Source organism: Demequina maris (genome assembly GCF_000971155.1).
Taxonomy (GTDB): Bacteria; Actinomycetota; Actinomycetes; order Actinomycetales; family Demequinaceae; genus Demequina; species Demequina maris.
Genome location: NZ_BBLX01000008.1, coordinates 47,398 through 74,194, shown reverse-complemented (window position 1 = coordinate 74,194; position 26,797 = coordinate 47,398). Strand labels below are relative to the sequence as shown.

Annotated in this window: 16 protein-coding genes; 3 read left to right on the top strand and 13 right to left on the bottom strand. The window is 74.8% G+C overall.

Features of this window, described 5'->3' with window-relative positions; all coding sequences use genetic code 11:
* Nucleotides 1-18: 18 nt before the first annotated feature.
* From AOM02_RS10530 to gcvP, 9 genes are all read right to left on the bottom strand, one after another.
* Nucleotides 19-546 carry a hypothetical protein gene (locus AOM02_RS10530; protein ID WP_062299112.1) on the bottom strand — a complete coding sequence of 176 codons (528 nt, stop codon included), beginning with the start codon at nt 544-546 and terminating at the stop codon, nt 19-21.
* Nucleotides 543-1,364: a PP2C family protein-serine/threonine phosphatase gene (locus tag AOM02_RS10525; protein ID WP_062299111.1), complete on the bottom strand. Its 822-nt coding sequence runs from the start codon at nt 1,362-1,364 to the stop codon at nt 543-545. The genes AOM02_RS10530 and AOM02_RS10525 overlap by 4 nt, the downstream gene beginning before the upstream one ends.
* Nucleotides 1,361-3,235: an FHA domain-containing protein gene (locus AOM02_RS14695; protein WP_062299110.1), complete on the bottom strand. Its 1,875-nt coding sequence runs from the start codon at nt 3,233-3,235 to the stop codon at nt 1,361-1,363. Before AOM02_RS14695 ends, AOM02_RS10525 begins: the two co-directional genes overlap by 4 nt.
* A 24-nt stretch (nt 3,236-3,259) precedes the next feature.
* The gene (locus AOM02_RS10515) at nt 3,260-5,794 is read right to left on the bottom strand and encodes a transglutaminase domain-containing protein (protein ID WP_062299109.1); all 2,535 of its coding nucleotides are present in this window, start codon (nt 5,792-5,794) and stop codon (nt 3,260-3,262) included.
* Entirely contained in the window at nt 5,791-7,158 is a 1,368-nt protein-coding gene (locus AOM02_RS10510; protein ID WP_062299108.1) for a DUF58 domain-containing protein, read from the bottom strand. The genes AOM02_RS10515 and AOM02_RS10510 overlap by 4 nt, the downstream gene beginning before the upstream one ends.
* Nucleotides 7,155-8,114, bottom strand: a complete 960-nt coding sequence (locus tag AOM02_RS10505; protein WP_062299107.1) for an AAA family ATPase — start codon at nt 8,112-8,114, stop codon at nt 7,155-7,157. Before AOM02_RS10505 ends, AOM02_RS10510 begins: the two co-directional genes overlap by 4 nt.
* Nucleotides 8,115-8,157: 43 nt before the next feature.
* Nucleotides 8,158-14,058, bottom strand: coding sequence for an Ig-like domain-containing protein (locus tag AOM02_RS10500; RefSeq protein WP_062299106.1), 5,901 nt, complete (start codon nt 14,056-14,058; stop codon nt 8,158-8,160).
* Nucleotides 14,055-15,134 carry a serine/threonine-protein kinase gene (locus tag AOM02_RS10495; protein WP_062299105.1) on the bottom strand — a complete coding sequence of 360 codons (1,080 nt, stop codon included), beginning with the start codon at nt 15,132-15,134 and terminating at the stop codon, nt 14,055-14,057. The genes AOM02_RS10500 and AOM02_RS10495 overlap by 4 nt, the downstream gene beginning before the upstream one ends.
* Before the next feature lie 97 nt (nt 15,135-15,231).
* Nucleotides 15,232-18,099, bottom strand: coding sequence for an aminomethyl-transferring glycine dehydrogenase (gcvP, locus tag AOM02_RS10490; RefSeq protein ID WP_062299104.1), 2,868 nt, complete (start codon nt 18,097-18,099; stop codon nt 15,232-15,234).
* A gap of 101 nt (nt 18,100-18,200) precedes the next feature.
* On the opposite strand from gcvP, the gene AOM02_RS10485 reads away from it, so the two are divergent.
* The gene (locus AOM02_RS10485; protein ID WP_062299103.1) at nt 18,201-19,298 is read left to right on the top strand and encodes a glycosyltransferase family 2 protein; all 1,098 of its coding nucleotides are present in this window, start codon (nt 18,201-18,203) and stop codon (nt 19,296-19,298) included.
* On the opposite strand, the gene AOM02_RS10480 is transcribed toward AOM02_RS10485, so the two are convergent.
* Complete coding sequence (locus tag AOM02_RS10480) at nt 19,234-20,160, bottom strand: lysylphosphatidylglycerol synthase domain-containing protein (protein ID WP_062299102.1); 927 nt, start codon at nt 20,158-20,160, stop codon at nt 19,234-19,236. The genes AOM02_RS10485 and AOM02_RS10480 overlap by 65 nt on opposite strands.
* Nucleotides 20,160-21,026: an NAD-dependent epimerase/dehydratase family protein gene (locus tag AOM02_RS10475; RefSeq protein WP_169746623.1), complete on the bottom strand. Its 867-nt coding sequence runs from the start codon at nt 21,024-21,026 to the stop codon at nt 20,160-20,162. Before AOM02_RS10475 ends, AOM02_RS10480 begins: the two co-directional genes overlap by 1 nt.
* Nucleotides 21,027-21,059: 33 nt before the next feature.
* Between AOM02_RS10475 and AOM02_RS10470 the strand changes: the two genes are divergently transcribed.
* Nucleotides 21,060-22,241, top strand: a complete 1,182-nt coding sequence (locus tag AOM02_RS10470) for a glycosyltransferase (protein ID WP_062299100.1) — start codon at nt 21,060-21,062, stop codon at nt 22,239-22,241.
* A 6-nt stretch (nt 22,242-22,247) separates the two neighbouring features.
* Here the strand turns inward: AOM02_RS10470 and rfbB are convergent, their stop codons facing one another.
* Nucleotides 22,248-23,240 carry a dTDP-glucose 4,6-dehydratase gene (gene rfbB / locus AOM02_RS10465; RefSeq protein WP_062299099.1) on the bottom strand — a complete coding sequence of 331 codons (993 nt, stop codon included), beginning with the start codon at nt 23,238-23,240 and terminating at the stop codon, nt 22,248-22,250.
* Nucleotides 23,237-24,127, bottom strand: a complete 891-nt coding sequence (gene rfbA / locus AOM02_RS10460) for a glucose-1-phosphate thymidylyltransferase RfbA (RefSeq protein ID WP_062299098.1) — start codon at nt 24,125-24,127, stop codon at nt 23,237-23,239. The genes rfbB and rfbA overlap by 4 nt, the downstream gene beginning before the upstream one ends.
* A 185-nt stretch (nt 24,128-24,312) precedes the next feature.
* On the opposite strand from rfbA, the gene AOM02_RS10455 reads away from it, so the two are divergent.
* A complete protein-coding gene (locus tag AOM02_RS10455) occupies nt 24,313-26,751 on the top strand; it encodes a glycogen/starch/alpha-glucan phosphorylase (protein ID WP_156156187.1) in 2,439 nt (812 codons plus the stop codon).
* Nucleotides 26,752-26,797: the final 46 nt, after the last annotated feature.

The following is a 26,797-nucleotide window of genomic DNA, read 5'->3' as shown; positions in this document are numbered from 1 at the left end:
GCGTATCGGCGCGCGGGTCTACAGCAGCGCCAGCGCGACGCCCACCGCGGCCGCGAGCGCGCCGATCCCGCCGGCGACCGCGAGCGCGCGACGGCGCCGCCGTCCCCGCAGCTCGGACGCGCGCCGCTCCTGCCGTCCCGACTCGTCGAGCACCTCGGGCGCGGGCTCCGCGGTGCGGGGCGGCTCGGGCCACACGCCGGCGCCGGTCGCGTCCTGGGTGTGGCGGATGCGCGGGTAGTAGTGCTGGGGCGAGCCGCCGAACTCGCCGGCGCGCGGCGGCGGGACGGCGCCGGCGTCGCCGATCCGCCCCGCGAGGTCCTCGGGCGGCCGAAGCACGTCGTCCGCGGGCGCCGGGGCCTCCGCGACGGGCCGCGTCGACACCTCGGCGGGGTCGGGCTCGGCCGGCTGGGTCGCGCTCTCGGCGATGCGCCGGCGCGACAGCCGGGTCGGGTCCGCCGTCGCGCGGGACGATGCGACGGTGTCGTCCGGCGCCTCGGCCGCGCGTGCGCGCCGCCCCGAGACGCGGGTCTCGTGGTCCTCGGTCACGCGCCCCCTCGCCTCCGGAGGCTCGGCGTGGTGTCCGGATCCTGGTCCGCGCCCCACAGGGGCCACGGCGCAGCGTCGGCATCGGCCGGCGTGGTGGACGTCGCATCGGCGACGACGACGGTGACGTTGTCGGTCGCGCCGCGCCCGATCGCGAGGTCCACGAGCGCCGCGGCGGCCGTCGCGGCGTCGCCGATGAGGCCGGCGACCTCGCCGATCTCGCGGTCCTCGACCTCCTTCATCAGCCCGTCGCTCGCGACCACGAGCCGCCGTCCGGGCACCTGCGGGACGAGCCACGCGTCCATCTCGAGGATGTCGTCGCCGATCGCGCGCGTGAGGATGTTCCGGTCCGGGTGGACGAGCGCCTGCGCGGGGGTGATCCGGCCCGCGTCGACGAGCTCCTGGACGTGCGAGTGGTCGACGGTCACCTGACGGAGCTCGCCGCCGTCGAGCGCGTAGGTGCGCGAGTCGCCCACGTTGATCACCATCCACCACGGGTTGCCCCCGTGCATGACGGCGACGGCACCGGTCAGGGTGGTGCCGGACGCGGCGCCGACGTCGGCCTGCACCGCAGCGACGTTGCGGCGCGCCTCGAGATGCGCGCGCGCGACGTCCTCCGGCGTCACCGCGGCGGTCCCGACGAGCGGCTGGAAGGCGGCCATCGCGGCCCACGCGGCCTCCGCGCCCGCGAGGTGGCCCCCCATGCCGTCGGCCACCACGAACACCGGCGGGTCGGCGATGAAGGCGTCCTCGTTGCGCGAGCGTCCGCCGACGGCGGTGACGCCCGCGCCGGCGACGTCGACCGCCGGGCCGTCGGTCACGACGCGCCTCGGCGTCGGAGCTCGACCTCGACGTCGCCGAGGATGAGGCGCCCCGCGACGGGGGTCGGCACGCCCTCCGGGACCTGCGTCTCGTGGCCGTCCTGGTCGACCAGGTACGTGCCGTTCGTCGATCCGAGGTCCTCGACCCACCACGTGCCGCGCTGCAGCACCAGGCGGGCGTGCGACTTCGAGATGGTGCGCGTCGTGTCCGCGAGGTCGAGGCGACGGGTGCCGTCGATGGGCGGCATCCCGCCGAGGCGGCCCAGCAGCACCGCGGACGAGTCGAAGCCGTGGCGGCCGCCCTCGGAGGTCACCAGCTCCCACGCCTCGCGCTGCCGCGTGGAGACCTGGGTGCGGTCGTCCGGCTCGTGCGCGGGGGACGATGCGTCGGGCGCCGGGTCCGGCTCGGGACGCGGGGCCACGGGCGGCGGCGGGATCACCGCGGCCTGCGCGGCGTCCGGCTCCGCGGGGGGCGCCGCCGGGGGCGCCACGACCGCCGCGGGCGGCTCGGGCGCGGGCTCGGGCTCGGGCGCCTGCGGCATCTCGAACGTGGGGACGGCAGATGGGGCGCGCGGGGGCGCCGCGGCGCCGCCGCGCATGTACGGGCTGATGGGCACGGTGGGGGTCGGCTCGACGTACGGGGGCGCCGCGGGCTGCTCCGCGACGGCCGCGGTGGGCTCGGTCGCGGGCGTCGGCTCCGGCTCGGGCTCGGGCTCGGGCTCGGGCTCGGGCTCGGGCTCAGGCTCGGCGACGATGCCCGGAGCGGCCTCCGCCGCGGGCTCGACGGCGGCGTCGGGCTCGGCCGTCGGCTCGTCATCCGCATCGAGCGCCGCGGCCCACGCGGCCTCCTCGGACGGAAGGGTGCGGGGCGCGAGCTCGGCGAACGGCGAGCGGCGCTCGCGCGCGGGCTCCTCGTCCGCGAGGTCGCGCGGCGCGAGGGAAGCGTACGGGGACCGCCGGGTCGGCAGGGGCTGCGTGGACGGCGTGGACTCCTCCGGGACGAAGTCGGGCCCGGGCTCCACGACCACCATGGGGGCGGTCTCGACGGGGTCCGCGGGCGCGGGCGCGGGCTCCGCCTCAGGCTCGGGCTCGGGTGCGGCGGCGGTGCGCGTGCCGGGCATCGGCTCGTCCTCGGGGTAGCCGTCGCTGCCGGTGAACGGCTCGACGGGGTACATCGCCTCGATGTCCGGCCGGTCCTCGGGCGCGCGCGACCACAGCGCGGCGGCGGGCGTCGCGCCCCACGTGTGCGCGTCGTTCGCCGCCTCCGAGCCCTGCTGCGCGGCGGACACCGACGCGAGCACCGCATCGACCGCCTCGACGTCCTCCTCGACGTCCTCCTCGACCGGGACGCGCACCGGGACGCGCACCGGGACGGCACCCGAGACCGGACGCACCATGGAGGACCAGCCGACGACCGCGGTCCATACGCCGGGCGCGAGCGCCGCGACGACGGGGAGCGCGGCGGGAAGCGAGTGGTCGAGGCCGAAACGGTGCACCTGCACGATCCAGAGGACCCAGGCCGCGAGCGCCGCGACCGACGCGGCGGCGAGACCCGCGAGCGCGAACGTGCTCGAACCCGCGAGCGCCACGCCGTACGCCCACACGAGCAGCCCCACGACGGTCGTGACGCGTGCCGCGACCGTGCCGGCGACGCTCGACTGCGTGAGCTGCGCCATCTCGGCGTAGCGTGCGACGGGGATCCATGCGCGCGCCTGCCGCGCGCCGACCTTGCGGTAGATCGGCCCGAGCGTCAGACCCATCCACACGATCCCGACGGCGTATCCCACGACGAGCGCCGCGACGAGCGCGATGCCGCCGGGCGCGGCCAGCGCGGCCTCGCCGGTCACCTCGGTCAGGATCCCTGCCGTCATCCCCGTGCTCCTTCCCTCAAGGCCTCAGGTCCGCCGCCGTCGAGCCGACGACGACACCGGCGCGGCCGACACGAGGTGCCACCGCTCATCGACATGCACGCCCTCGTGGCCCGGCTCGGCCGTCGCGTCCCTCCGGCCCAGCAGCGACCGGGTCGAGAGCCGTGCGCCGAGCCTACGCCACCAGCCCTGCCGTTCCCGGAGCTCCGCGCGGTCCGCCGCCACCATCTCCCAGGCGCGCCGCGCATCGTCCTCCTCGACGCCCTCGCGCGTGAAGGTGGCGCGGTCCGCGAGCGCGGCGATCGCGACGGCGTTCGCGGTCCCGTAGGCCTCCGCGACCTCGTGACGCGTCGCGAGCGGCATCGGCGCGAGGCCCGCGTCCAGCCCGAGGTCGACCAGCTCGTCCCAGCCGCCCTCGGCGGCGGCGCGCGGGCCGCCGCGGCGCCGCCGCGACCGCCGGACGGCCTTCGCGACGAGCACGGCGAGGACAGGTCCGAGCAGGAGCGCGAGCACGAGCACCCCGCCCAGCGCCACCCGGACCCAGCCGCTGAACCACGAGGCGCCGGCGTCGGTGACCGGCGCGGCCTCGCCGCCGCCGCTGCGGCCCTTGAGCGCGGCGACGGCCTCGATGGGCTCGGCGCGGTCAGGATCGGTGGCGGTGGGCAGCTCGGGCTCGCGCTGCGTCGCGACCGTCGGCGTCACCGGGGTCTCGTGCTGCGGGGTCACGTCGACGGGGATCCAGTCGCCAGAGCCCGACCGCACCTCGGTCCACACGCTCATGTTGCGGCCGCGGCACACCTCCTGGCACACGGGCGGCGTCCAGTCGTGCACGTCGGTGTCCGCGACGCGCACGCCCACGACCACCCGGGCGGGGAAACCGAGCTCGGCCGCGAGCAGCGCGACCGCGACCGCGAACTGCTCGTCGTCGCCGACCGCCGCGACCAGCTGTGCGGCGGAGGCCCCTGCGCCCGCCTCGGCCTCCCGCTCGATCAGCGCGGAGAACAGCCGGTCGATGCGGTCGTAGGAGTGCCCCGCCGCGGAGGGCTCGAACGCGTAGTCGCCGAGGTCGGTCACCCAGCGCGGCGAGCCCGCCGTGGTGAGCGCGTGGCTGAGGTAGCCGCGGGCGCGGAGGCGCTCGACCAGCGACGCCAGGCCCGCGCCGTCGCGCGTGACACCCTGGGACTCGACCCACTCGCTCAGCGAGGCGGGGATGAGGTCCGCCGGCACGCCGGAGGACCCGGGCGACTCTCCCGCATCCGCGAGCGTGACCGTCGGCCCGGTCGCGGAGGTCACGCGCAGCTCGTCGCCGGCGGCCACCCCGCCGGCGAGGGTCACGACGCCGGCGCCGGCCTCGGGCGCGTAGTAGAAGGCGTCCGCCAGGGCCGCGGCGCGCGGCCCGCCGAACGTCGCTCCGCCGAGCGGGCCCGGCAGCGGCGTCCACGGCCCCTCCAGTCCCTCGACCGTGACGGTGAGCGACACGGGGTCGCCGCCGTCGACGGCCAGCGGCGACGGCACGCGCTGGAACCGCAGCGGCGTGTAGCCGTCCGGCGCGACGGCCGTGAACTCGCTGCCGTCGAAGAACGGCAGGGTCGCGACGCGGATCCGGTCGGCGTCGCCGGTGACGGCGCTCACGGAGAACAGCGGAGCGTCGTACAGCGCGTCGGAGAGATAGGCCCGGTACGTCGACAGCGGCGAGACGGACCGGTCCACGACGAGTCGCGGCTCGATCGTCGTGCGTGCCACCTCGCGCGGATGCGACTGCGCGGCCGGCACCGCGACCGCGACGCCCACCACGACGGCGAGGGCGAGCACCGTGGTGCCGAGCACGATGCGGCCCAGCGCCCGGCCGGGCGCGCGCTCGCCCCGGATGCCGCCGCCGGCCGCGCGCAGCGCCCGCCGCCGCGCGTCGGCCATGCGCCACAGCATCCAGGCGAGCGTCGCGCCGAGCATGCCGAGACCGATGAGGATCTCGCGGCTGATCCCGCCGAGCGCGCCGGGCAGCGCGTCCAGATCGGTCCGTGCCGCGGGCCCGATCGCGATGGCGACCGCGAAGGCGACGCCGCCGACCGCGGCGGCCGCCCCCCACCAGCGGGTGCGCGTGCCGAGCCACACGATCGCGGCGGAGGTCGCGACGACGAGCACGAGCGGGACCGCGAGGGTGGCGCCGTACTCACCCAGCGGCACGGGGAGCGTGACCACGTCCTTCCACCCGGTGACGGGGGCGCGCAGCGCCTCGACCACCGCGGAGGCCGCGGCCTGGCCGCTCGCGGTCGCGCCCGGGATCGCGACGAGCACCGCGGCGGCCAGGTAGCCCGCGCCGGCGAGCGCGAGCAGCAGCACCGCCCCCCGCCGCGCCAGCACGGTGATCACCCCCGCGGCCAGGCCGATCGCGAGGCCGACGACGACGACCAGCCCGTACCGCGCGACGACCGCGTCGGTCGGAAGGTAGACGCGGCGCAGCGTCAGCCAGATCCCTTCGACGATCGTGACGGCGTAGAGGCACGTGGCGACGAGCACCGCCACGGGGACGGCGCGCCGGGTGCCCCGCTCGGCCGCGCTCATCCGCGGGCCGCCCCTCGGGCGAGCAGCTGGCGCAGGTCCTCCAGCACGCCGAGGCTGACGAGCTGGAGGCCGCCGAGGACGTGGGTGCGCGGCTCGGAGGCGGGGTCGCAGACGACGGCGCCGACGGCGACGTCGGCGGGGAAGCGCAGGGCCGCGGTCCGGAGGCGCTCGTGCGCGAGCGCTGAGCCGGTGACGAGCACGGCGAGCGACGTGCCCGGGTCGTCCTCGGCCACCATCCGGGTGACCGTGGCGAGGTCCATCGCGGCGTGGGTGGCGTCGACGGCGGTGAGGTCGTCGAGGAGCGCGCGGGGCCGCTCGACGCGCAGCGCCCGCAGCGCGCGGATCGAGGCGCGCGCGAACTCGGGCACCTCGCCGCTCATCATCGCCCGCACCTCGCGGCCGTCGCGGATCGCCCGCGTGCCGAGCGACCCGAACGCGCTGACAGCCATCTCGAACTCGTCGTCGTCGCGGTACGAGCCGCAGTCGACGTCGAGCACGAGCATGAGGAGCGAGCGGCGCGTCTCCTCGAACTGGCGGACCATGAGGGTGCCGGTCTTGGCGGTGGAGCGCCAGTGGATGTGGCGCTGCGCGTCGCCGCGCTGGTACTCGCGGACCGCATGGAACGAGATGTCCTCGTTGGTGAGGATCCGCACCGCCTGCCCCTCGAGGTCGCGGATCCAGCCCAGGGACGTGCTCGGCACCTCGACGGTGCGGGGATGCACGTACAGCGGCCGCATCTCGTCCCAGGCGAGATGCCGACGCAGCAGCCGCAGCGGGTCGGTGCGCGTCGACGCGGCGGGGCCGACCTCGACGATGCCGCGGGGGCGCGGCGGGATGACCACCCGCTCGGCCCACCGTCCACCGGCGCGCAGCAGCGGCACGTGGAGCTCGACGAGGGCGTCGCCGACGGGCAGCTCGACGCTGCCGGGAAGCGCGGCGTGGCGCCCGATGTTCTCGACGACGATCTCGCCCGCCGCCTCCTCGCCCGCGACCACCGCGTCGCGCTCGAGGGCGAACTCGACGCGGTAGCGGACGTCGCCGAGCAGGAACGGCACCGCGGCGACGAGCAGGACCGCGCCGACGATCCCGCCGACGAGCGCCTCCTCCCATCCGAGCGCGATCCCGAGGGCGAGGCCCACGACCGTCCATCCCGCCACGGCCCACCCGACGGGCGTCACGACCGCGCGGGCAGCGTCCCACGCCCCGGCGAGCACGTCTGCCGCCGCGCGCGCCATGCTGTCGACGCGGAGCCGCGCCCCGACCGCCCTCGCGCGCGGCACGTCGGCGACCTCCGTGCGCGTCGAGTACGTCCCGGTCGCGCCGCTGCGCGTCCGGGTCGCGGTGCGGTCGAGGCGCTCGCTCACGCGAGGTCCTTCTGGCTGGGCGGGGCCGTGTCGAGCAGGACCTGTCCGATGACCGCGCCCTGGGTGACGCCGTCGAACTCGGCCTCCGGGTCGAGGATGAGACGGTGCGCAAGCACGACCTCCGCGAGGGCCTTGACGTCGTCCGGCACCACGTAGTGGCGCCCGTGCGCGAGGGCCCAGGTGCGGCTCGCGCGGGCGAGCGCGAGGGCGCCGCGCATGGACGCGCCGAGGCGCACCTGCGTCGCGGTGCGGGTGGCGCCCACGATGCGCGCGATGTAGTCGGAGATCAGCGGGTGCTGCTGGACGTCGTGGGTGAGCGCGGACATCGCGGTGATCGCCTCGAGCTCGGCGATCGCGGGCACGACGACGCGGGTGGGCCGGCCCGGCTCGAGGATCCGCAGGGTCGCGGCGTGATCGGGGTAGCCGAGCGACGTGCGCATGAGGAAGCGGTCGAGCTGCGCCTCCGGCAGGGAGTAGGTGCCGGCCTGCTCGACCGGGTTCTGCGTCGCGATCACCATGAACGGCGCGCCGACCTCGCGCGTGACGCCGTCGACCGTGACCTGGCGCTCCTCCATGACCTCGAGCAGTGCCGACTGGGTCTTGGGCGAGGCGCGGTTGACCTCGTCGGCGAGCACCACGTTCGCGAACACCGGGCCGTGGTGGAACTCGAAGCGGCCCTGGTCGTACACGGTCACGCCGGTGACGTCGCCGGGCAGCAGGTCGGGCGTGAACTGGATGCGGGTGCTGGTGCCGCGCACCGTCTCCGCCATCGCGCGCGCGAGCGACGTCTTGCCGGTGCCGGGCACATCCTCGAGGAGGAGGTGGCCCTCCGCGATCATCGCGGTGAAGGCGAGCTCGACGACGTGGCGCTTGCCCACGACGGCACGTTCGACGTTGTCGGCGAGCTTGCCGAAGGTGGTTTCGAACCACTGGGTGTGCTCGGAGGTCAGGGCCACAGCGGCCTCCTTTCGTGTGGGCCCCGGAGGGGCCGGACGCCGGTCACGGCGTCACCGTCGGGTCGGGGTCGGGCGGGGCGCCGCCGCACGTGACGGCGGCGCTGGTCCAGTCGGCGATGCCCGTGAGCGCGCCCTGGAAGGCGACGGTGACGCGCGCCGTGCGCATGAGCGACGCGTCGCTCGTGGGGGCGCCGTCGGCGTTGAGCATCGTGATCGTAGGGGCGAGGTCGGCGGCCGCGCCGCCGAGCGTCGCGGTGGGCGCCGTCCCCACCGTGCACGACGCGAAGGTCACGGTGGGCCGGTAGGCGGCCCCGGACTCCTGCGTCACGGGCGTCGTCTGGTCGGAGCATGTGCGCTGGCCGCCGCCGAAGTCCACGCAGTAGTAGGCCTCGACGGTGACGGCGCGCCCGGCGACGAGGACGTCGGCGAACGATCGGGAGGTCGAGCCGTCCGAGCCGCGGTACCAGAGCTCGAGGCCGGCGCGGGGCTGCCACTGCGGCTCGCGCGCGAGCGCGGTCGTGCACGACGTGCCCGTGCCGTCGCAGGTCGACGCGACCCGGTAGCCGCGCTGCAGCACCGGGGCGCCGGGATCCGCGAACGCGGCGAACACGACGTCGACCGTCTCGGCCTGGCCGTACGTCTGCCCGTCCGCCCGGCTCTCCGCGCACACGGTGACCGTGTTCGTCGCGTTCGCGTCGACCGGCACGGTGAACGATGCGGTGCCCCCGGTGGCCTGCGTCGAGGCGTCGCAGCGCCCGCCCGTCATGCGTCCGACCCAGGTCGTGGAACCCGCGCCGCCCGCGCTGACGCTCGCGGTGATGGTGGCCTGGCCGGCGCCCGCGGTGTACGCGTGGGTCGCCTCGTCGATCGTGGGGCGGCCGATCCCGTGCGCCGTGATGGTCACGGACGCGCCGGTCGCGGTCGCGCCGTCGACCGGCGGCAGGTCGAACGCGGTGAGGGGCGTCAGCACCACGTCCACGGGCGCGTTCGAGCCGATCGCGACGCCGTCGAGGCGCTGCCGGCCCGTGCCGACGGTAACCGTCTGCTCCGTTGCCGAGGTCGCGATGCGCAGCGCGCTCGTCGAGGCGTCGGCCACGTCGACGACGAGGTCGATCCGCTCGCCGTCGCCCGACGTCACCGACGGCTGCCACGACACCACCGTCGGCTCCGCCGGCGGGGCGTAGGACCAGGCCACGGTCGAGACCGCGGCGCGGGACCGGCCGACGGCGTTGACGGCGTACACGGCGTACGTCGCCTTCGCGCCGTTCGCGAGCCCCGTGATGGGTGCGCACACGCCGCCCGCGGTGCACGTGGCGACGGTGACCCCGCCGGAGACCACGTCGAAGCCCTGGAGCGCCGGGTACGCCCCGGCGGCGCCGCCGGGCGCGACCGCGAGCGTCACGGATCCGTCTCCGTAGTCGACCTGCGAGACGCCGGCCGCCGCACGGGGGAAGCCCTGGAGGTCGAGGCTGATGCTGCCGGAGCGGTCGGCGGCGCTCACGCGGCCCTGCGCGTCGCGGACCCGGAACACCGCCTCGCACACCCCGCCCGGGGCCCCGGCGGTCCAGGTCACGCGCACCTTGTCGCCGCCGGTGACCCGGAATCGGACGTCGGGGCAGTCGCCCGCGCCCGTGACGTCGACGACCTCGAGCGGGGTGCCGGGCAGCGGGTTGACCTCGCCCGCGGAGCCGACCACGGTCAGCACGCAGCCGTCGCCGTCGGCCTGCGAGCAGCGCTTGACCACGGAGCCGCCCTTGGGCAGCTCGGACGGCGCGGGCCCGACGACGAGGGACAGCACGCGCGGCTGCACCTCGGGGTGGTCGGGCAGCGACACGGTGACCGACTCGGCGCGCCCGGGCGCCGCATCGTCCTTCGCGGCGATGGTGAGGCGCCCGCCGTCGCGCCGCACGTCGAAGAGCTGGCCGGAGTAGGTGGCGGCGACCTCGACGTCCATCGACGCCGCACCCTCGGGCCACCGCACCATCCGTCCCAGGTCGAACGTCGCCGCGTCGCCGGGCGAGATCTCGAGGGACGCGCTCACGAGCGTCGGCACCGGGTCCGCGGGGACGATCGTGACCGGGACGGGCAGCACCGTCCACGCGTCCTGACCCGCGAGGCGGACCGCGACCATGCAGGTGTCGGTGTACGGCGCGCCGGCGCCCGCGTCGTAGCGGACCGTCGTGCCGCCGAGCGCGGTGCAGGTCGCCTGCTCGCGCGCGCCGCCGGCCGCGACCTGGGCCGCGTCGAGCTCGATCCCCGTGCCCGCGGGCGCCGCGAGCAGCGGCGCGACGTCGACCGTCGCGGAGCCGCCCTCGTCCACCGAGACGTGCGCGTCCTCACGCAACGCGAGCCGCAGGTCCTGCCCGCTGAGGACCCGCAGGAACCCGTACCCGACGGACGTCTCGCCCGCGAAGTCGGCGCCCTCGACGCGGAAGGGCACGATGCGCGTCTCGTCGGGCAGCGGACCGGAGATCTCCGAGCCGTCGACGGCGAGGTCCTCCCCCTGACCCCACAGGGTCAGCTGGAGCGCGCCCGCGTCGCCGCTGGCCCAGGCGACGGTGCCGGCGAGCACGTCGACGCCGGTGGGGAACGCGTCCCTGGTCTCGAGGGTGAGCACCGTGTCCGCGACGATGGGGGTGTCGACGACGCGCTCGCGCACCGCCTTGAGGACGATGCGGCCCTGCGCGAGCGAGCCCGTCGCGTTGCGCACGGTGTAGAGGTAGGCGTAGGTGCCGACGTCGGCGCCGACCGCGAACGTCACGACGCCCTCGGCCAGCGCGTCGGGCGCGTTGAGGGACGCCGGCAGCAGCGCCGCGAGCGCCGCGCGCTCGTCCGTGCCCTCGGCCGCGTCGGGCCGCACGTCGACGAGCTCGAGCTCCCCGCCGGTGAGGTCGAGGTCGTTGGCGAGGGGCTGCACGACCACCCTGCTGCCCGAGCCGGCCTGCACCTGCACGAAGTCGGTGTAGGTCACGGGCGCGGGATCGGCCTCGACCGCGACCACGCCCACGCGGGCGGTGGCGGTCGCGGTGCGGCCGCGCGCGTCGACGACCCGGAACTCGAAGGCGTCCTGCCCGGAGAAGCCCGCGACCGAGGCGTACACGAGCGCGGTGCCGTCCGCGCTCACCCGCGCGGAGCCCTCGGCGGGCTGCGTGACGACCGCGTCGAGGCGCACCTCGTCGCCGTCGGGATCGAGCCCGGTGCCGTCGAAGTCGAGCCGCGCCTCCTCGCCGGAGGACGCCCGCACCGCGAGGTCCCGGGGCGTGGGCGCGGCGTTCTCCGTGCCGTCGGTCACGGTGACCACGACCACCCCGGTGTCGCGCTGCGACGGGAAGCCCAGCACGTACGACGCGTACGGGATCCGGTACGTGCCGGGGACCTCCGGGGCGAGGATGCGCACGAGGGGTCCGGCCGCGAAGGCCAGACCGCCGCCCTGCGGGGCCTCCACCGAGCCGGCGTCAAGCGCGATGACGGCGCCGGCGGCCGCGATGTCGTTGTCGAGCACCCGCACGTCGACCTGGCCGCCGGCGCGCACCGTGATCGCGTCGTCGGTCACGAGCGGCGGTGCCGGCACCGCGGAGTCGAGCAGGATCAGGGTGATCTCCCCGCGCACCGTCATGGCCGCGCGGCCGGACCCGTCCGACACGGTGTACTCGACGGTGCCGAGCAGCCCGGGCTGGCCGTCGCCCGTCGTCCCCGACAGGCGCAGCGCGCCGTGGCCGACGATGGACGCCTCGACGCGGGCGCCGTCGGAGGCCGCCACCGAGGCGTCGGACAGCAGGAGCACGCGGCCGCCGGGGTTGGTGACCGCGTCGAGCACGTCGACGGTGACGTCCTCGTGCGGCCGCACGAACGCGGTGAGCGGCACCGTCGCGAGCGCCTCGTCCTCGGGCGCGAGCACCGTGACCCGCGCGGTGCCGCGCGCCTGCACGGTGCCGTCCACGACCGTGACGTCGACCGTGTAGGTGCCCGGCAGCTCGGCCTCGAACAGCACGCCCGACGCATCGGGCGACACCTCGACGAGGGCGCCGTCCGCCGGGTCCACGCTCGCCTCGGTGACCGTCGGGACGCCCGCACCGCCGGTGACCCGCTCGGCGAAGGCGATGGAGGTGCGCACCCCGGCGAGCGCGGTGACGGCGAGCGGCTCGACCGTGAGGCGCGGCTCGCCGACGACGCCCACCTTGAGCGTGCGCGTGGCGGTGGCGCCGCGGGCGTCGGCGACCGTGACCTCGACCTCGATCTCGGCGGCGGTGCCGCCGTGGCGGATCACGACGGTGCCCTCGGGGGACGCCGCCACCGCGACCTCGGGATCCACGGCGACCGCGCTCGCGACGTAGACGGGGTCGCCCTCGGGGTCGACCCAGCCCTCGAGCACGTCGACCGTGACGGTGCCGCCCGACTCCACCTGCGGCGCGGGCCACTCGGCGACGCAGCCCTCGACGCCGCACCAGGCGGGGGCGGAGTTCCCGCGGGCGACGGTGAGAGTGACGGTCGCGGGCTCGGAGAGTCCCTGCGGTCCCGAGCCGTCCGAGATCGCGTACGTGAACGACGCCGACCCGCGCGCCCCGGACGCGACGGTCGCGACGAGCGACTGGCCGTCGTCGCCGATGGCCACGGTCGCGATCCCGTCGGGCTGCGTCAGGCTCGCCGCGTCGATGGTGAGCAGGTCGCCGTTGGCGTCGTGGTCGTTGAGCAGCACCGGCAGGCGGACCTGGCGCCCGGCCCGCACGCCGAGCGCGTCGTCCTCCGCGACGGGCGGGCGCGGGTCGCGCACCTCGGACGTCACGTCCTGCTGCTCCTCCGTCGCGGTCGTCTGCTCGTCGGGGACCCAGTCCTGGGACGAGCGCACCAGCGTGCCGGAGGGGACCCCCCACACCCAGCCGGAGCGCACCTCGTTGAGGACCATGCGCGAGCCGTTCGAGCGCAGCGTGGGCTCGCGGCGCTCGCCCAGCGTCCCGCCCCCGTACTCGAGCGGGATCGTGGGGCCGGCCGAGCTCCACAGGGTGCCCTGGCTGTCCCCGTCGGGCAGCCACGCCGCGTACATCACGCCGTCGAGCTCGGCCGGCGCCGCCGGGGCGCCCGCGGCCGCCTCGGAGCCGAACACGCGGTCGGCGTCCGAGCCGTCCGCGGGGACGACCACGAGCCCCCGGCCGTCCGCGATGCGCACGTCGCCCGCGGAGGCCGGGCGCTGGAGGAGCGCGTCGACGTCCGTGCCCGTCACCGTCGCGCCGTCGACGCCCTCGCGCCACAGCTCCGCGGTCCGGGTCTCGAGCAGCACCCAGTCGCCGCCGGCGAAGGAGACCTGGTAGCTGCCGTCCTCGGGCGCGTCGGGCACGGGGTCGATGCCGGCGACGGTGCCGTCCGCGTCCGCCCGCACCACGCCGCCGAGCGTGGGGGAGTACGCGGCCAGCGCGCCGTCCGCGGTGACCGCGACGGCGACGGCGCGGAGCCCGTCGCCGGAGTCGAGGAGCAGCTCGCGCGGCTCGAGCGCGGTGCCGTCCGAGAGCCGGCCCGACAGCACGTCGCCGTCCGCGGCCAGGTACGCGATGACGTCGCCCTCGGCCGCGATCGCGGTGGTGCCGGCCGGGGTGTCGACCGCCCCCTCGGCGCCGGCGGCGAGGTCGACCGGCCGGCCCGCGTCGATCTCGTTCGCCGAGGTGAGCCCCGCCGACAGCACGAGGAGGCTGCCGGCGTGCTGGAGGATCTCCGACGGCGAGTCGACCTCCTTCACGGTGTCGACCTCGGCGAGCTCGGTGTTGACGCGCGCGTAGCGCTCGCCCGCACCCGTCTGGAGGGCCCACACGGTCGGGTCGACCGCGACGGCCTCGCGCTCGTCGAAGCCGGGCGCGACGATCGCGCCGACCGTCGCCGCGGCGAGCACCGCGCCCGTGACGATGCGTCCGGCGCGGCGGCGCCGCGCTGCGGTGGCGCGGCCGACGTCCGTCACCCGCCGCCCGCCAGCGTCATGACGAGCACGGTGGTGACGGTCGCGGCGGCGGCGGCGCCGAGCGCCCACGCGACGATCGTGCGGGGCGTGGCGTGCGGCGGCCGCGCGAGCGTGCCGGTGACGGTGGCGCGGCGGCGCTGCGCGACGGGGACGTGCGAGCGGACCGGGCCGCGCGGCGCATCGTCCACCGTCACCCGCGACGCCTGCGCCCACGCGTCGGTGGGCACCTCGAGCGGGGTGACGGGCAGGCCGAGGTCGCGCTGGACCTCCTGGAGCGCCTGCCCGAAGGCGAGCGCGCTCGGGAAGCGGTCGCCGGGGTCGCGGCGCATGCCGCCCGCGAGCGCCGCCTCGAGCGCGGGCGGCACGTCGTCGCGGCCCGTCGGGCGGTAGCGCGCCTTGAGGATGCGCGCCTTGAGCTGGTCCGGCGGCAGGCGGCGGTCCGGCTCGTCGAACGGGCTGTGCTGCGCGAGCAGCGTGTAGACGGTGGCGGCGAGGGACCACACGTCGGAGGCGACCGTGCCGGAGCTCATCCGGTCGATCACCTCGGGGGCGCTCCACGGCGGGCTCATCGCGACGTCGTCGGCGTCGCCCGCCATCACCGCGGTCGCGACGCCGAAGTCGGACAGCACGGGATGGCCGAACTGCGTGACCAGGATGTTCGAGGGCTTGATGTCGCGATGCAGCATGCCGATGCGGTGGGCCGCCTCGACCGCCGACGCGATCTGCACGCCCACGCCGAGGACGTCCGCGACCGGGATCTGCTCGGCGCGGTAGCGGTTCGCGAGCGACCCCGGGCAGTACTCGACCACCATGAAGGGCCGGCCGTCGCCCGACACGGACGCCTCGTGGACCGTGAGGATCGACGGGTGCGCGCTGAGCGCCGCCATGACGTCCGCCTCGACGCCGAGGGCGCGCGCGGCCGCATCGTGCACGCGCGCGTGGAGCACCTTGACCGCCACCTGGCGCCGCGGCATGTCCTGCTGGAACAGGAACACGTCCGCGAAGCCGCCCTGCCCGAGCGGGCGCACGTACGTGTACCCGGGCAGCACCGGCGGCTGGAGGGGCTGACGGCTCATGTCCCTCCGAGCCCGGGATGGCGGCGTGACGGCGACGGGCTCATGCCGACAGCGTAGCCATCGGACCGCCCGCGACGGCGGTGCGCGGGGCCGTGCCTCAGGCCTCGTACTCATCGAGCGGCGGGCACGCGCAGACGAGGTTCCGGTCCCCGTGCGCGTTGTCGATGCGGCGCACCGGCGACCAGTACTTGTCGAGGCGCAGCGACGGCACCGGGAACGCGGCCTGCTCGCGCGGGTACGCCTGGTCCCAGCCGTCCGCGACGACCATCGCCATGGTGTGCGGCGCGTGGCGCAGCGGCGAGTCCGCCGCGGCGATGTCGCCGCGCTCGACGGCGGCGATCTCCTCGCGGATCGTCACCATCGCGTCGATGAAGCGGTCGATCTCGACGAGGTCCTCGGACTCGGTGGGCTCGACCATGAGCGTGCCCGCGACGGGGAACGACATGGTGGGCGCGTGGATGCCGAAGTCGATGAGGCGCTTGGCGATGTCCTCGGCCGTGATGCCCGTCGCCTTGGTCAGCGGGCGCACGTCCAGGATGCACTCGTGCGCGACCAGGCCGCCGGGGCCGCGGAACAGCACCGGGTAGTGGTCCTGAAGGCGGGTGGCGACGTAGTTGGCCGCGAGCACCGCGGTCTCGGTCGCGCGGCGCAGGCCGCCGTGGCCCATGAGCGCGATGTACGCCCACGAGATCGGCAGCACGCCGGCGGAGCCGTACGGCGCCGACGACACGGGCGCGCCCTCGCGGGCGAGCTCGGCGGGCGACTGCACCGCCGCCAGCGAGCGCGGGAGGAACGGCACAAGGTGCGGCGCGACCGCGACCGGGCCCACGCCGGGGCCGCCGCCGCCGTGCGGGATGGCGAACGTCTTGTGGAGGTTGAGGTGCGACACGTCGCCGCCGAAGTGGCCGGGCTTGGCGACGCCGACGAGCGCGTTGAGGTTCGCGCCGTCGATGTAGACCTGGCCGCCGGCGTCGTGCACCGCGGCGCACACCTCGCCCACGTGCTCCTCGTAGACGCCGTGCGTCGACGGGTAGGTGATCATGATGCAGCTCACCTTGCCGTCGTTGAGCGCGAGCTTCGCGCGCAGGTCGGCGAGGTCGACCTCGCCGTCCGCGGCGGTCGCGACCACGACGACGCGCATGCCGGCGAGCACCGCCGAGGCCGCGTTGGTGCCGTGCGCCGAGGCGGGGATGAGGCAGATGTCGCGGTCCGACTCGCCGCGCGAGCGGTGGTACTCCCGGATCGCGAGCAGGCCCGCGTACTCGCCGCGCGAGCCGGCGTTGGGCTGCACGGACACCGCTGCGTAGCCGGTGATCTCGGCGAGCCAGCCCTCGAGCTGCGAGATCATCTCCCGGTAGCCCGCGGTCTGGTCGGCGGGCGCGAACGGGTGGATCTGCGCGAAGCCGGGCCAGCTCACGGCCGCCATCTCGACGGCGGAGTTGAGCTTCATCGTGCACGAGCCCAGCGGGATCATCGTGCGGTCGAGCGCGAGGTCGCGGTCCGCGAGCCGGCGCATGTAGCGCATGAGCGACGTCTCGGACCGGTGCGCGCTGAAGATCGGGTGCTGCAGGTAGTCCGAGGTGCGGCGCAGGGCCACCGGGATGGTCACGGTCGGGCCCGTGTAGACGGGACGCTCGGCGCGGCGGTCGAGGATGGCCTCGAGCAGCGCGGTGAGGATCTCGGGGGTGGTGCGCTCGTCGCACGCGATCGCGACGGCGTCGGCGTCGAGGCGGCGCACGTTGATGCCGCGGGCCGCGATGCGGGCGACGACGGAGTCCGCGCCGCGCGGCACCTCGACCACGATGGTGTCGAAGAAGTGCGCGTGGCGGACCTTCACGCCGCGCGCGCGGAGCGCGTCGGCGAGGGTCGAGGCCATGGTGTGGACGCGCAGCGCGATCTCGCGCAGGCCGTCGGGGCCGTGGTACACGGCGTAGAAGCTCGCGATCACCGCGAGCAGCGCCTGCGCGGTGCAGATGTTCGACGTCGCCTTGTCGCGGCGGATGTGCTGCTCGCGGGTCTGCAGCGCGAGGCGGTACGCGGGGTCGCCGTCGGCGTCGACCGAGACACCGACGAGGCGGCCTGGGAGCTGGCGCTCGAGGCCCTCGCGCACGGCGATGTAGGCGGCGTGGGGACCGCCGAAGAACAGCGGGACGCCGAAGCGCTGCGTCGAGCCGACCGCGATGTCCGCACCCAGCTCGCCCGGCGCCTTGATGACGCACAGCGACAGGATGTCGGCGGCGACCGTGACGAGCGCGCCGACCTCGTGGGCGAGGTCGATGAGGCCGCTGATGTCGCGCACGACGCCGGTCTGGCCCGGCTGCTGGATCACGAGGCCGACGAGGTCGTCGGGCGCCTCCCAGCCCTCGCCGAGCTCCTGCACCTCGAGCGGCAGCCCGATCGCCTCGGCCTGCGCGCGCACCACCGCGATGGTCTGCGGCAGGCACTCGGCGTCGAGCACGATGCGCCCGCCGTCCTTGCCGCGGACCGCACGGCGCATCAGCAGGACGGCCTCGGACACCGCGGTCGCCTCGTCAAGGAGGGACGCGCCGGCGACCGGCAGCGCGGTGAGGTCCGCGACCATCGTCTGGAAGTTGAGCATCGCCTCGAGGCGGCCCTGCGAGATCTCCGCCTGGTACGGCGTGTAGGCCGTGTACCAGGCCGGGTTCTCGAGCACGTTCCGCTGGATCGCCATCGGCGTGATCGTGTCGTGGTAGCCCATGCCGATCATCGACACGTGCACGGTGTTGCGGGCCGCGAGGCCCTGCAGCGCGGCCAGCACCTCCGCCTCCGAGCGCGGCTCGGGCAGCACGAGCACGTCGTCGCCGCGGATCGAGGCCGGCACCGCGGCATCGACGAGCGTGTCCAGGGAGGCATGCCCGACGGCGGCGAGCATGGTCTCGAGGGCGGGGGCGTCGGGTCCGATGTGGCGGTCGGCGAAGGAGGTCACCGGCCCATTCTTGCGCATCGTGCCCGGTGCTCGACTGCGGTGTGGCGAACCGGACACCGGCGCGGGGCGCGGGAGGCCCGCTCGGCGTCCGCCCCGTGCGGGGGCACTAGCCTGGGGGCGTGAAGGTCACCATCCAGATCCCGTGCCTGAACGAGGAGACGACGCTGCCGCTCGTGCTCGCGTCGATCCCCGAGTCGATCCCGGGCGTCGACGTGCTCGACGTGCTCGTCATCGACGACGGCTCGACGGACCGCACCGCCGAGGTCGCGCGCGCCCACGGCGCGACGGTGATCCGCCACGCGCGCACGATGGGCCTGGCCCGCTCGTTCCGCGACGGGGTCGACCACGCGCTGCGCCACGGCGCGGACATCGTCGTCAACACCGACGGCGACAACCAGTACCCGCAGGAGCGCATCGGCGACCTCGTCGCGCCGATCCTCGCGGGCGAGGCCGAGATCGTGGTGGGCGACCGCCAGACGCACAAGATCGCGCACTTCTCCGCGTTCAAGAAGACGATGCAGCGCTTCGGGTCGTGGGTGGTCAACCGCGCCGCCGGCACGGACCTGCCCGACGCCGCCTCGGGCTTCCGCGCCTACTCGCGCTTCGCGCTGTACCGGCTCAACATCGTCACGCAGTTCAGCTACACGATGGAGACGATCATCCAGGCGGGCAACAAGCGCCTCGCCATCACGTCGGTGCCCATCGACACCAACCCGAAGACCCGCGAGTCGCGCCTGTTCTCGAACATGTTCGAGCACATGGCCAAGTCGGGCCAGGCGATCCTGCGCTCGTACATCATGTTCCGGCCGTGGGGGATCTTCGCCTCGCTCGCGACGCTGTTCGGGGTGCTCGGCGTGTTCCCGTACGTGCGCTTCGGCATCCTGCGGGCGCTCGGCGACGAGGGCAACCACATCCAGTCGCTCATGCTCGGAGGCGCGCTCATCTCGGGCGCGCTCATCGCGGTGGCGCTGGGGGTGCTGTCCGACCTGCTCAAGACCAACCGCATCCTCGCGGAGGACCAGCTCGAGCGCCTCAAGGAGCAGCAGTACGGGCCGGTGCGGCCCGCCGTGTCGGCGGTCGACGCGGCGGCGGACGATGCGGCTGCGGACGACGCGGCGGTGGCCGGGGACGATCCGGGGCAGGGCCCCGCGGTCACGCCTCCGGCGGAGCCGACCCGTCCGGCGGCGACGCGACAGCCCGACGTCGCGCGCCGATAGTGATTCCCACGCCGAGCCCGGCCGCGTCGGCGGCGGTCATGAGGAAGCGGCTCACGAGCGCGAGGCTGAGCGCCTGCGCGGGCGTCGCGACGGGCGCCAGCGCGAGCACGAGCGCCGCCTCGCGGGCGCCGGCGCCGGCGGGCGCCACGACCACGAGGAAGCCCACCAGCCACGCGAAGGCGAACGCCCCGGTCGCGACCGCGAGCCCCGCGCCGGGGGCGAGCTCGCGCAGCAGCAGCCACGCGTGCACGCCGAGCACCACCCACATGAGGGTCGACCAGGCCGCCGAGGCGAGCAGCGCGCGCCCGCCGACGTGCGCGGGCGCCTCGGTGCGGCGCGTCACCCGGAACGCGAGCGTGACGATCCGTGCGAGGACGGGCGGCACGAGCAGCGCCGCGAGCGCCGCGGCGACCACGAGCACCCACCAGTAGGCCGCGAGCGCGTCCGGCACGGCGAGCACCAGGCCCACCGCGCCCACCACGGCGGACGTCACGACGCCCACGACCATCGCGACGATCGATCCCGTCATCGCGCGCGGCCGGCTGACGCCGTGGTCGCGCGCGAACTCCGCCTGCGCGATCACAGGCCACACCGAGCCGGGCACGTACTTGCCGACCTGCGACAGCAGGAACACCCGCATGGCCTCCGCGACGGTCGTGTCGAGGCCGATCGCGCGCATCACCGCGCGCCACGACATCGCGTTGACCCCGAGCGCGACCATGCACGCGACGAGCGATCCCGCGATGGCGCCCCACGTGAGCTCGCGCAGCGCGGCGGACACCTGGTCCCAGTTCGACACCACGGCCCAGCCGAGCAGGCCGACCGCGACCGCGAGGAAGCCCCACCGCAGCGCGCGCCTCATCACAGCTGCCGCTCCCACATGTCGGCGATGCCGGCCGCGAGCGCGACCCGCGGCTCCCAGCCGAGGGCGTCGCGCGCGAGCGTCACGTCGAGCCAGGTCGAGTCCGGGTCCACGCCCCGCGAGGGCCGCCGGTCGACCCGCATGCGGTCGCGGCCGACGGCCTCGCCCAGCAGGTCGAGGAGCGCGGCGAGCGAGGTCGGCACGCCCGACCCGACGTTCACGACCGACGGCGGCGCGGACGCCCCGACGATGCGCGCGACGGCGTCCACCACATCGTCGACGTGGACGTAGTCCCGCGCGACGGCACCGTCGCCGAGCAGCGTGATGGCCTCGCCCGCGCGGACGGCGCGCATCCAGATCGCGAGCACACCCTGGCCGTGCGCGCCGCGCTGGCCCGGGCCGTACGCGTTCGCGATGCGGACCGCGGTGGACTCGAGGCCCGCCTCCGCGAGGATGCGCTCCTGCGTGAGCTTGTACGCGCCGTACGCGTTCGGCGGCGCGGGGGCGTCGGACTCCGCGTACGGCGGCACGGCGGGCCGCCCGTAGACCGCCCCGCCCGACGACAGCAGCACGATGCGCGGCGGGGCCGGGCGCGCGGCGGCGACCGCCGCGAAGGCCCGGAAGCCGTCCAGCTCGGCCGCGACGACGTCCGGCTCCTCCGCCGCGACGGTCGGCGTGACGCCTCCCGCGGCCCACACGATCACGGGCACGTCCGCGGCCCGCGGGGCCAGCGCATCGTCCACGAGGACAGGATCCTGCCTGGTGAAACCGGTGACGCGGGCGCCGCGCGCGGCAAGGCCCGCACGGATCGCCGAGCCGAGGAAGCCGCCGGAGCCGACCACGGCGACGTCATACACTGTGCTCACCCACCCGCCCCTCGACGTATCGGATGTCATCCTATGGCCGCGCCTCGCGTGCTCGTCCTGACGTCGACGCTGCCCGCAAGGATCGGCGACGGGACGCCCGCCTTCGTGGCGGACCTGTCGCGCGAGCTGGGCCGGGAGTTCGACGTGCGCGTGCTCGCCCCCGCGGTCCCGGGCGGCGCCGCGCGCGAGCGCCTCGGCGACTCCGTCGAGGTGGTCCGCTACCGCTACTTCCCGTCGCGCTGGGAGGACCTCGCGGACGGCGCGATCCTCGAGAACGTGCGCACCCGCCGGTCGCGGCTGGCGCAGGTGCCGTTCCTGCTGGGAGGCATGGCCGCCGCGGTCCGCCGCGAGATGCGCGACTTCCGGCCGGATGCGGTCCATGCGTTCTGGATCATCCCGCAGGGCATCGTCGCGCACCGCGTCGCGCGCTCCGTGCCGACGGTCGTGACGACGCTCGGCGGCGACCTCTACGCGCTCGACAACGGCCCCGCCCGCGCGGAGAAGTCGCGCGTGGTGCGGGACGCGGCGGCGGTCACGGTGATGAACGCCGACATGCGCGAGCGCGTGCTCGCGCTGGGCGCGGACCCGGCCACGACGCACGTCATCCCCATGGGCGCGCGCTTCGTGCAGGTCGACCACGACGACCGACAGGTGTCGAAGCCGGCGACCTGGAAGCATCCGGTCCACCTGCTGGCGGTGGGCCGCCTGGTGGAGAAGAAGGGCTTCGACGTGCTGCTCGAGGCGATGCGCCGCTCGCGGGCGCGCATCGACCTCACGATCGTGGGCGACGGCCCCGAGCGCGCGCGGCTCGAGGCGCTCGCCGAGGGGCTGCCGGTGACGTTCCGCGGGCAGCTGGGCCGCGAGGACCTGGACGCGGTGCTCGCGCGCGCCGGCATCGCGGTGTTCCCGTCCCGCCGTGCCGCATCGGGCGACCAGGACGGGCTGCCCGTCGCGATGCTCGAGGCGATGGGCGCCGGCTGCGCCGTCATCGCGTCCGACCTGCCGGGCCTCAACGAGGCGATCGAGCCCGGCCGCTCCGGGGTGCTGGTGCCCGAGGGCGACGCGGACGCCCTCGCGCGCAGCCTCGAGGTGCTCGCCGAGGACCAGGAGCTGCGCGCCGCGCTCGGCGCCGCCGCACGCGTGCGTTCGCGCCAGTACTCCGTCGAGGCCGTGGGCGAGGACTACCGGGCGCTCTTCCGCCGCGTGCTCGGCTGAGGCGGCCTAGCGTCCGAGGCGCTGGTACCTGAGCTCGGTCTCGAGCTTCTGGGGGCGCCACCACGACTCGTTCGCCCGGTACCAGGCGATGGTCGCGGCGAGGCCCGCGCGGAAGTCGCCGTAGACGGGCTCCCAGCCCAGCTCCTCGCGCAGCTTGGTCGCGTCGATCGCGTAGCGCAGGTCGTGGCCGGGCCGGTCGGCGACGTGCTCGTAGTCGGTGGGCTCGTGGCCCATGAGCTCGAGGATGGTCTCGATGACGGTCTTGTTGTCGACCTCGCCGTCGGCGCCGATGAGGTACGTCTCGCCGATCCGACCATGCTCGAGGATGGTCCACACGGCCCGGTTGTGGTCGTCGACGTGGATCCAGTCCCGCACGTTCAGGCCCGCGCCGTACAGCTTGGGCCTGACGCCGTCCAGCAGGTTGGTGATCTGGCGCGGGATGAACTTCTCCACGTGCTGGAGGGGCCCGTAGTTGTTGGAGCAGTTCGAGATGGTCGCCTGCAGCCCGAACGAGCGCACCCAGGCGCGGACCATGAGGTCCGAGCCGGCCTTGGTCGAGGAGTACGGCGACGACGGGTGGTACGGCGTGTCCGGCGTGAAGCGCTCCCCGCCCTTGAGCGGCAGGTCGCCGTAGACCTCGTCCGTGGACACGTGGTGGAAGCGCACGCCGTGACGACGGGCCGCCTCGAGCAGCTGGAACGTGCCCACCAGGTTGGTGTGCACGAACGGCCACGGGTCGTCCAGCGAGTTGTCGTTGTGCGACTCCGCGGCGAAGTGCACCACCGCGTCCGCCTCCGCCACGAGCGTGTCGACCATCTCCGGATCGGCGATGTCGCCCTTGACGAGCGTCACCCGGGGGTCGTCCGGCAGCGACGCCGAGTTCCCCGCGTACGTGAGCAGGTCCAGCACGGTCACCGTCACCTCGGGACGCAGCTCCAGCGTCAGCCGCACGAAGTTCGCGCCGATGAACCCGGCACCGCCGGTGACCAGCAGCCTCATCGGACGGCCCCCGCGGCGGCCCGCTCGCGCGCGAGCAGGTCGAGGAGGTACTGGCCGTAGCCGGACTTCACGAGCCCCTCGGCGCGGGCGCGCAGCTCGTCGTCGGTGAGGAAGCCGCGGCGCCACGCGATCTCCTCGGGCGCGCCGATCTTGAGACCCTGGCGGCGCTCCACCGCCTGCACGAACTGGCTCGCCTCGAGCAGCGAGTCGAAGGTGCCGGTGTCCAGCCACGCGGTGCCGCGCGGCAGCACCTCGACGTGCAGCCGGCCCCGCGACAGGTACTCGCGGTTGACGTCGGTGATCTCGTACTCGCCGCGCGGCGACGGCCGGATCGACCGCGCGATCTCGACCACCTCGTTGTCGTAGAAGTACAGCCCCGGCACGGCGAACTCGGACCTCGGGTGCTCGGGCTTCTCCTCGAGCGACAGCGCGCGACCGTCGGGGTCGAACTCGACCACGCCGTACGCGCGCGGGTCCGCGACGCGGTAGGCGAAGATCGCGCCGCCCTCGATGCGCTCGAAGCGCTGCAGGTGCAGGCCGAGGCCCGGCCCGTAGAAGACGTTGTCGCCGAGCACGAGCGCGACGGGCTCGTCGCCGATGAAGTCCGCGCCGATCGTGAAGGCCTGCGCGAGCCCCTCCGGGCGGGGCTGCTCGGCGTACTCGAGGCGGATGCCGAACTGCGAGCCGTCGCCCAGCAGGCGCCGGAACTGCGGCAGGTCGTGCGGCGTGGAGATGACGAGCACCTCGCGGATGCCCGCGAGCAGCAGGGTCGACAGCGGGTAGTAGACCAGCGGCTTGTCGTAGACCGGCAGCAGCTGCTTCGAGACGCCCTGGGTGATCGGGTGCAGGCGCGTCCCTGAGCCGCCCGCGAGGATGATGCCGCGCATGGGCGCCAGTCTGCCGTGCCGGGACGATGCGCCGCTACCGGCCCGCGGGCGCGACGCGCCCGTGCCGGCGCGCATCGTCCCTGCCCACGCCCGCGCGCGGGACGAATGTTAAATGTGCGAGACGTCCTGGGCGTGGGCCCCGGATAACGCTTACATTGGCCAGTGTGAACGACTTCCCGCCCCCCATGGCCGCGCCCGACCACACCGTCGAGGCCTTCACCTGGCACTTCCTCCACGAGATCAACTTCGGACAGGGCACCGACCTGTACCGCGCCTCGGCGAACGACAAGTACCTCGCGCTCGCGCGGACCGTGCGCCACTACCTGGCGGCCCGCTGGCTCGTGAACCTGCGCCACCAGTACGAGACGCAGTCCAAGTCCGTCGCCTACCTCTCAGCCGAGTTCCTGCTGGGCCCGCAGCTCGAGAACAACCTGCTCGCGGCGGGTCTCGAGGACATCGCGGCGCAGTCGCTCGCGAACCTCGGCATCGACATCGAGGAGCTGCGCGGCATCGAGGTCGAGCCGGGCCTCGGCAACGGCGGCCTCGGACGCCTGGCCGCGTGCTTCATCGACTCGCTCGCCACGCTCAACGTGCCCTCGGTGGGCTACGGCATCCGCTACGAGTACGGCATCTTCCGTCAGACGTTCGTCGACGGCAAGCAGGTCGAGAAGCCGGACAACTGGCTCGCGATGGGCTCGCCGTGGGAGATCGTCCACCCGGAGAACGCGGTCGAGGTGAGCTTCGGCGGCCACGTCGAGGAGGAGGGCGAGGGCCGCCGCTGGGTGCCCGCCTGGTCTGTCCTGGGCGTGCCCTACAACTACATGGTGCCCGGCTACCTCAACGGCCGCGTCAACACGCTGCGCCTGTGGAGCGCGGAGGCGACCAAGGCCTTCGACCTCAAGATCTTCAACGCCGGCGACTACGCCCAGGCGGTGCGCGCGCAGACGTTCGCGGAGAACATCTCCAAGGTGCTCTACCCGGAGGACTCGACGCCGCAGGGCAAGGAGCTGCGCCTCCAGCAGCAGTACTTCTTCGTGGCCTGCTCGCTGCGCGACTTCATCGAGACGGTGCTGCCGGAGGACTTCGACCTGCACCGGCTGCCCGAGCGCATCGTCTTCCAGCTCAACGACACCCACCCCGTCATCGCCGTGCCTGAGCTCATGCGCCTGCTCGTCGACGAGCGCGGCTGGGACTGGGACGAGGCCTGGGCCGTCACCCAGCAGGTCTTCGACTACACGTGCCACACGCTGCTGCCCGAGGCGCTCGAGGTGTGGTCGGTCGACCTCCTCGGCCGCCTGCTGCCGCGCCACCTCGAGATCATCTACCGGATCAACGAGGAGTTCCTCGAGCAGGTCCGCGAGGCGTTCCCGGGCGACGAGCTGCGCGTGCGCCGCATGTCGATCGTCGCGGAGCAGCCCGAGCGGGCGATCCGCATGGCGCACCTCGCGACCGTCGCCGGCTCCAAGGTGAACGGCGTCGCGGAGCTGCACTCGCAGCTGCTCGCGGACAAGGTGCTGCACGACTTCGCGGAGATGTGGCCGCAGAAGTTCACCAACGTCACCAACGGCGTCACGCCCCGCCGCTTCGTGCGCCTCGCGAACCCGAGCCTGTCGGGCCTCATCACCGAGGCGATCGGCGACGGCTGGATCACGGACCTCGAGCAGCTGCGCGGGCTCGAGCCGCTCGCGGAGGACGCCGAGTTCCGGCGCCGCTTCCGCGAGGTCAAGGCCCTCAACAAGCGCCAGCTCGCGGAGACGCTGTGGGTGCGCGACGGCCTCGAGCTGGCCGGCGACGCGATGGTCGACGCCATGGTCAAGCGCCTCCACGAGTACAAGCGCCAGTCGCTCAAGCTGCTGCACATCGTGTCGCTGTACGAGGGCATCACGTCCGGCCGCGTGCCGCTCGAGTCCGTCACCCCGCGCACGTTCGTGTTCGGCGCGAAGGCGGCGCCCGGCTACGTCCGCGCCAAGGAGACGATCGAGCTCATCAACGCGGTGGGCCGCACCATCAACGAGGACGAGGCCCTGCAGGGTCGCCTCAAGGTGGTGTTCCCGCCCAACTACAACGTCACGCTCGCCGAGCGCCTGATCCCGGCCGCCGACCTGTCCGAGCAGATCTCGCTCGCCGGCAAGGAGGCGTCCGGCACGGGCAACATGAAGTTCGCGCTCAACGGCGCGCTCACCATCGGCACGGACGACGGCGCGAACGTCGAGATCCGCCAGCTCGTGGGCGACGACAACTTCTTCCTGTTCGGCATGACCGAGCCCGAGGCCGCCGCGCTGCAGTCGAAGGGCTACGAGCCGGGCGAGTACTACGAGTCCGACCCGGAGCTGAAGGCGGCGCTCGACATGATCGCCTCTGGCGCCTTCACGGGCGGCGACCGCGACGGCGCCGCGGGCTCGATCTTCTCGAGCCTCACGGAGCGGGACCGCTTCATGGCGCTCGCCGACTTCCGCTCGTACATGGACGCGCAGGCGCGCGTCGAGGAGGCGTACGCGGACCACGAGGCGTGGAGCCGCTCCGCGGTCCTCAACGTGGCACGCAGCGGCTTCTTCTCGTCGGACCGCTCGATCCGCGACTACCTCGACCGGATCTGGGGCGCGCACCCCGTCGAGCAGGCCTGAGCGCGCATCGTCCCTGGCTGGACGCGTCGACCGCCCCAGCCTCTGC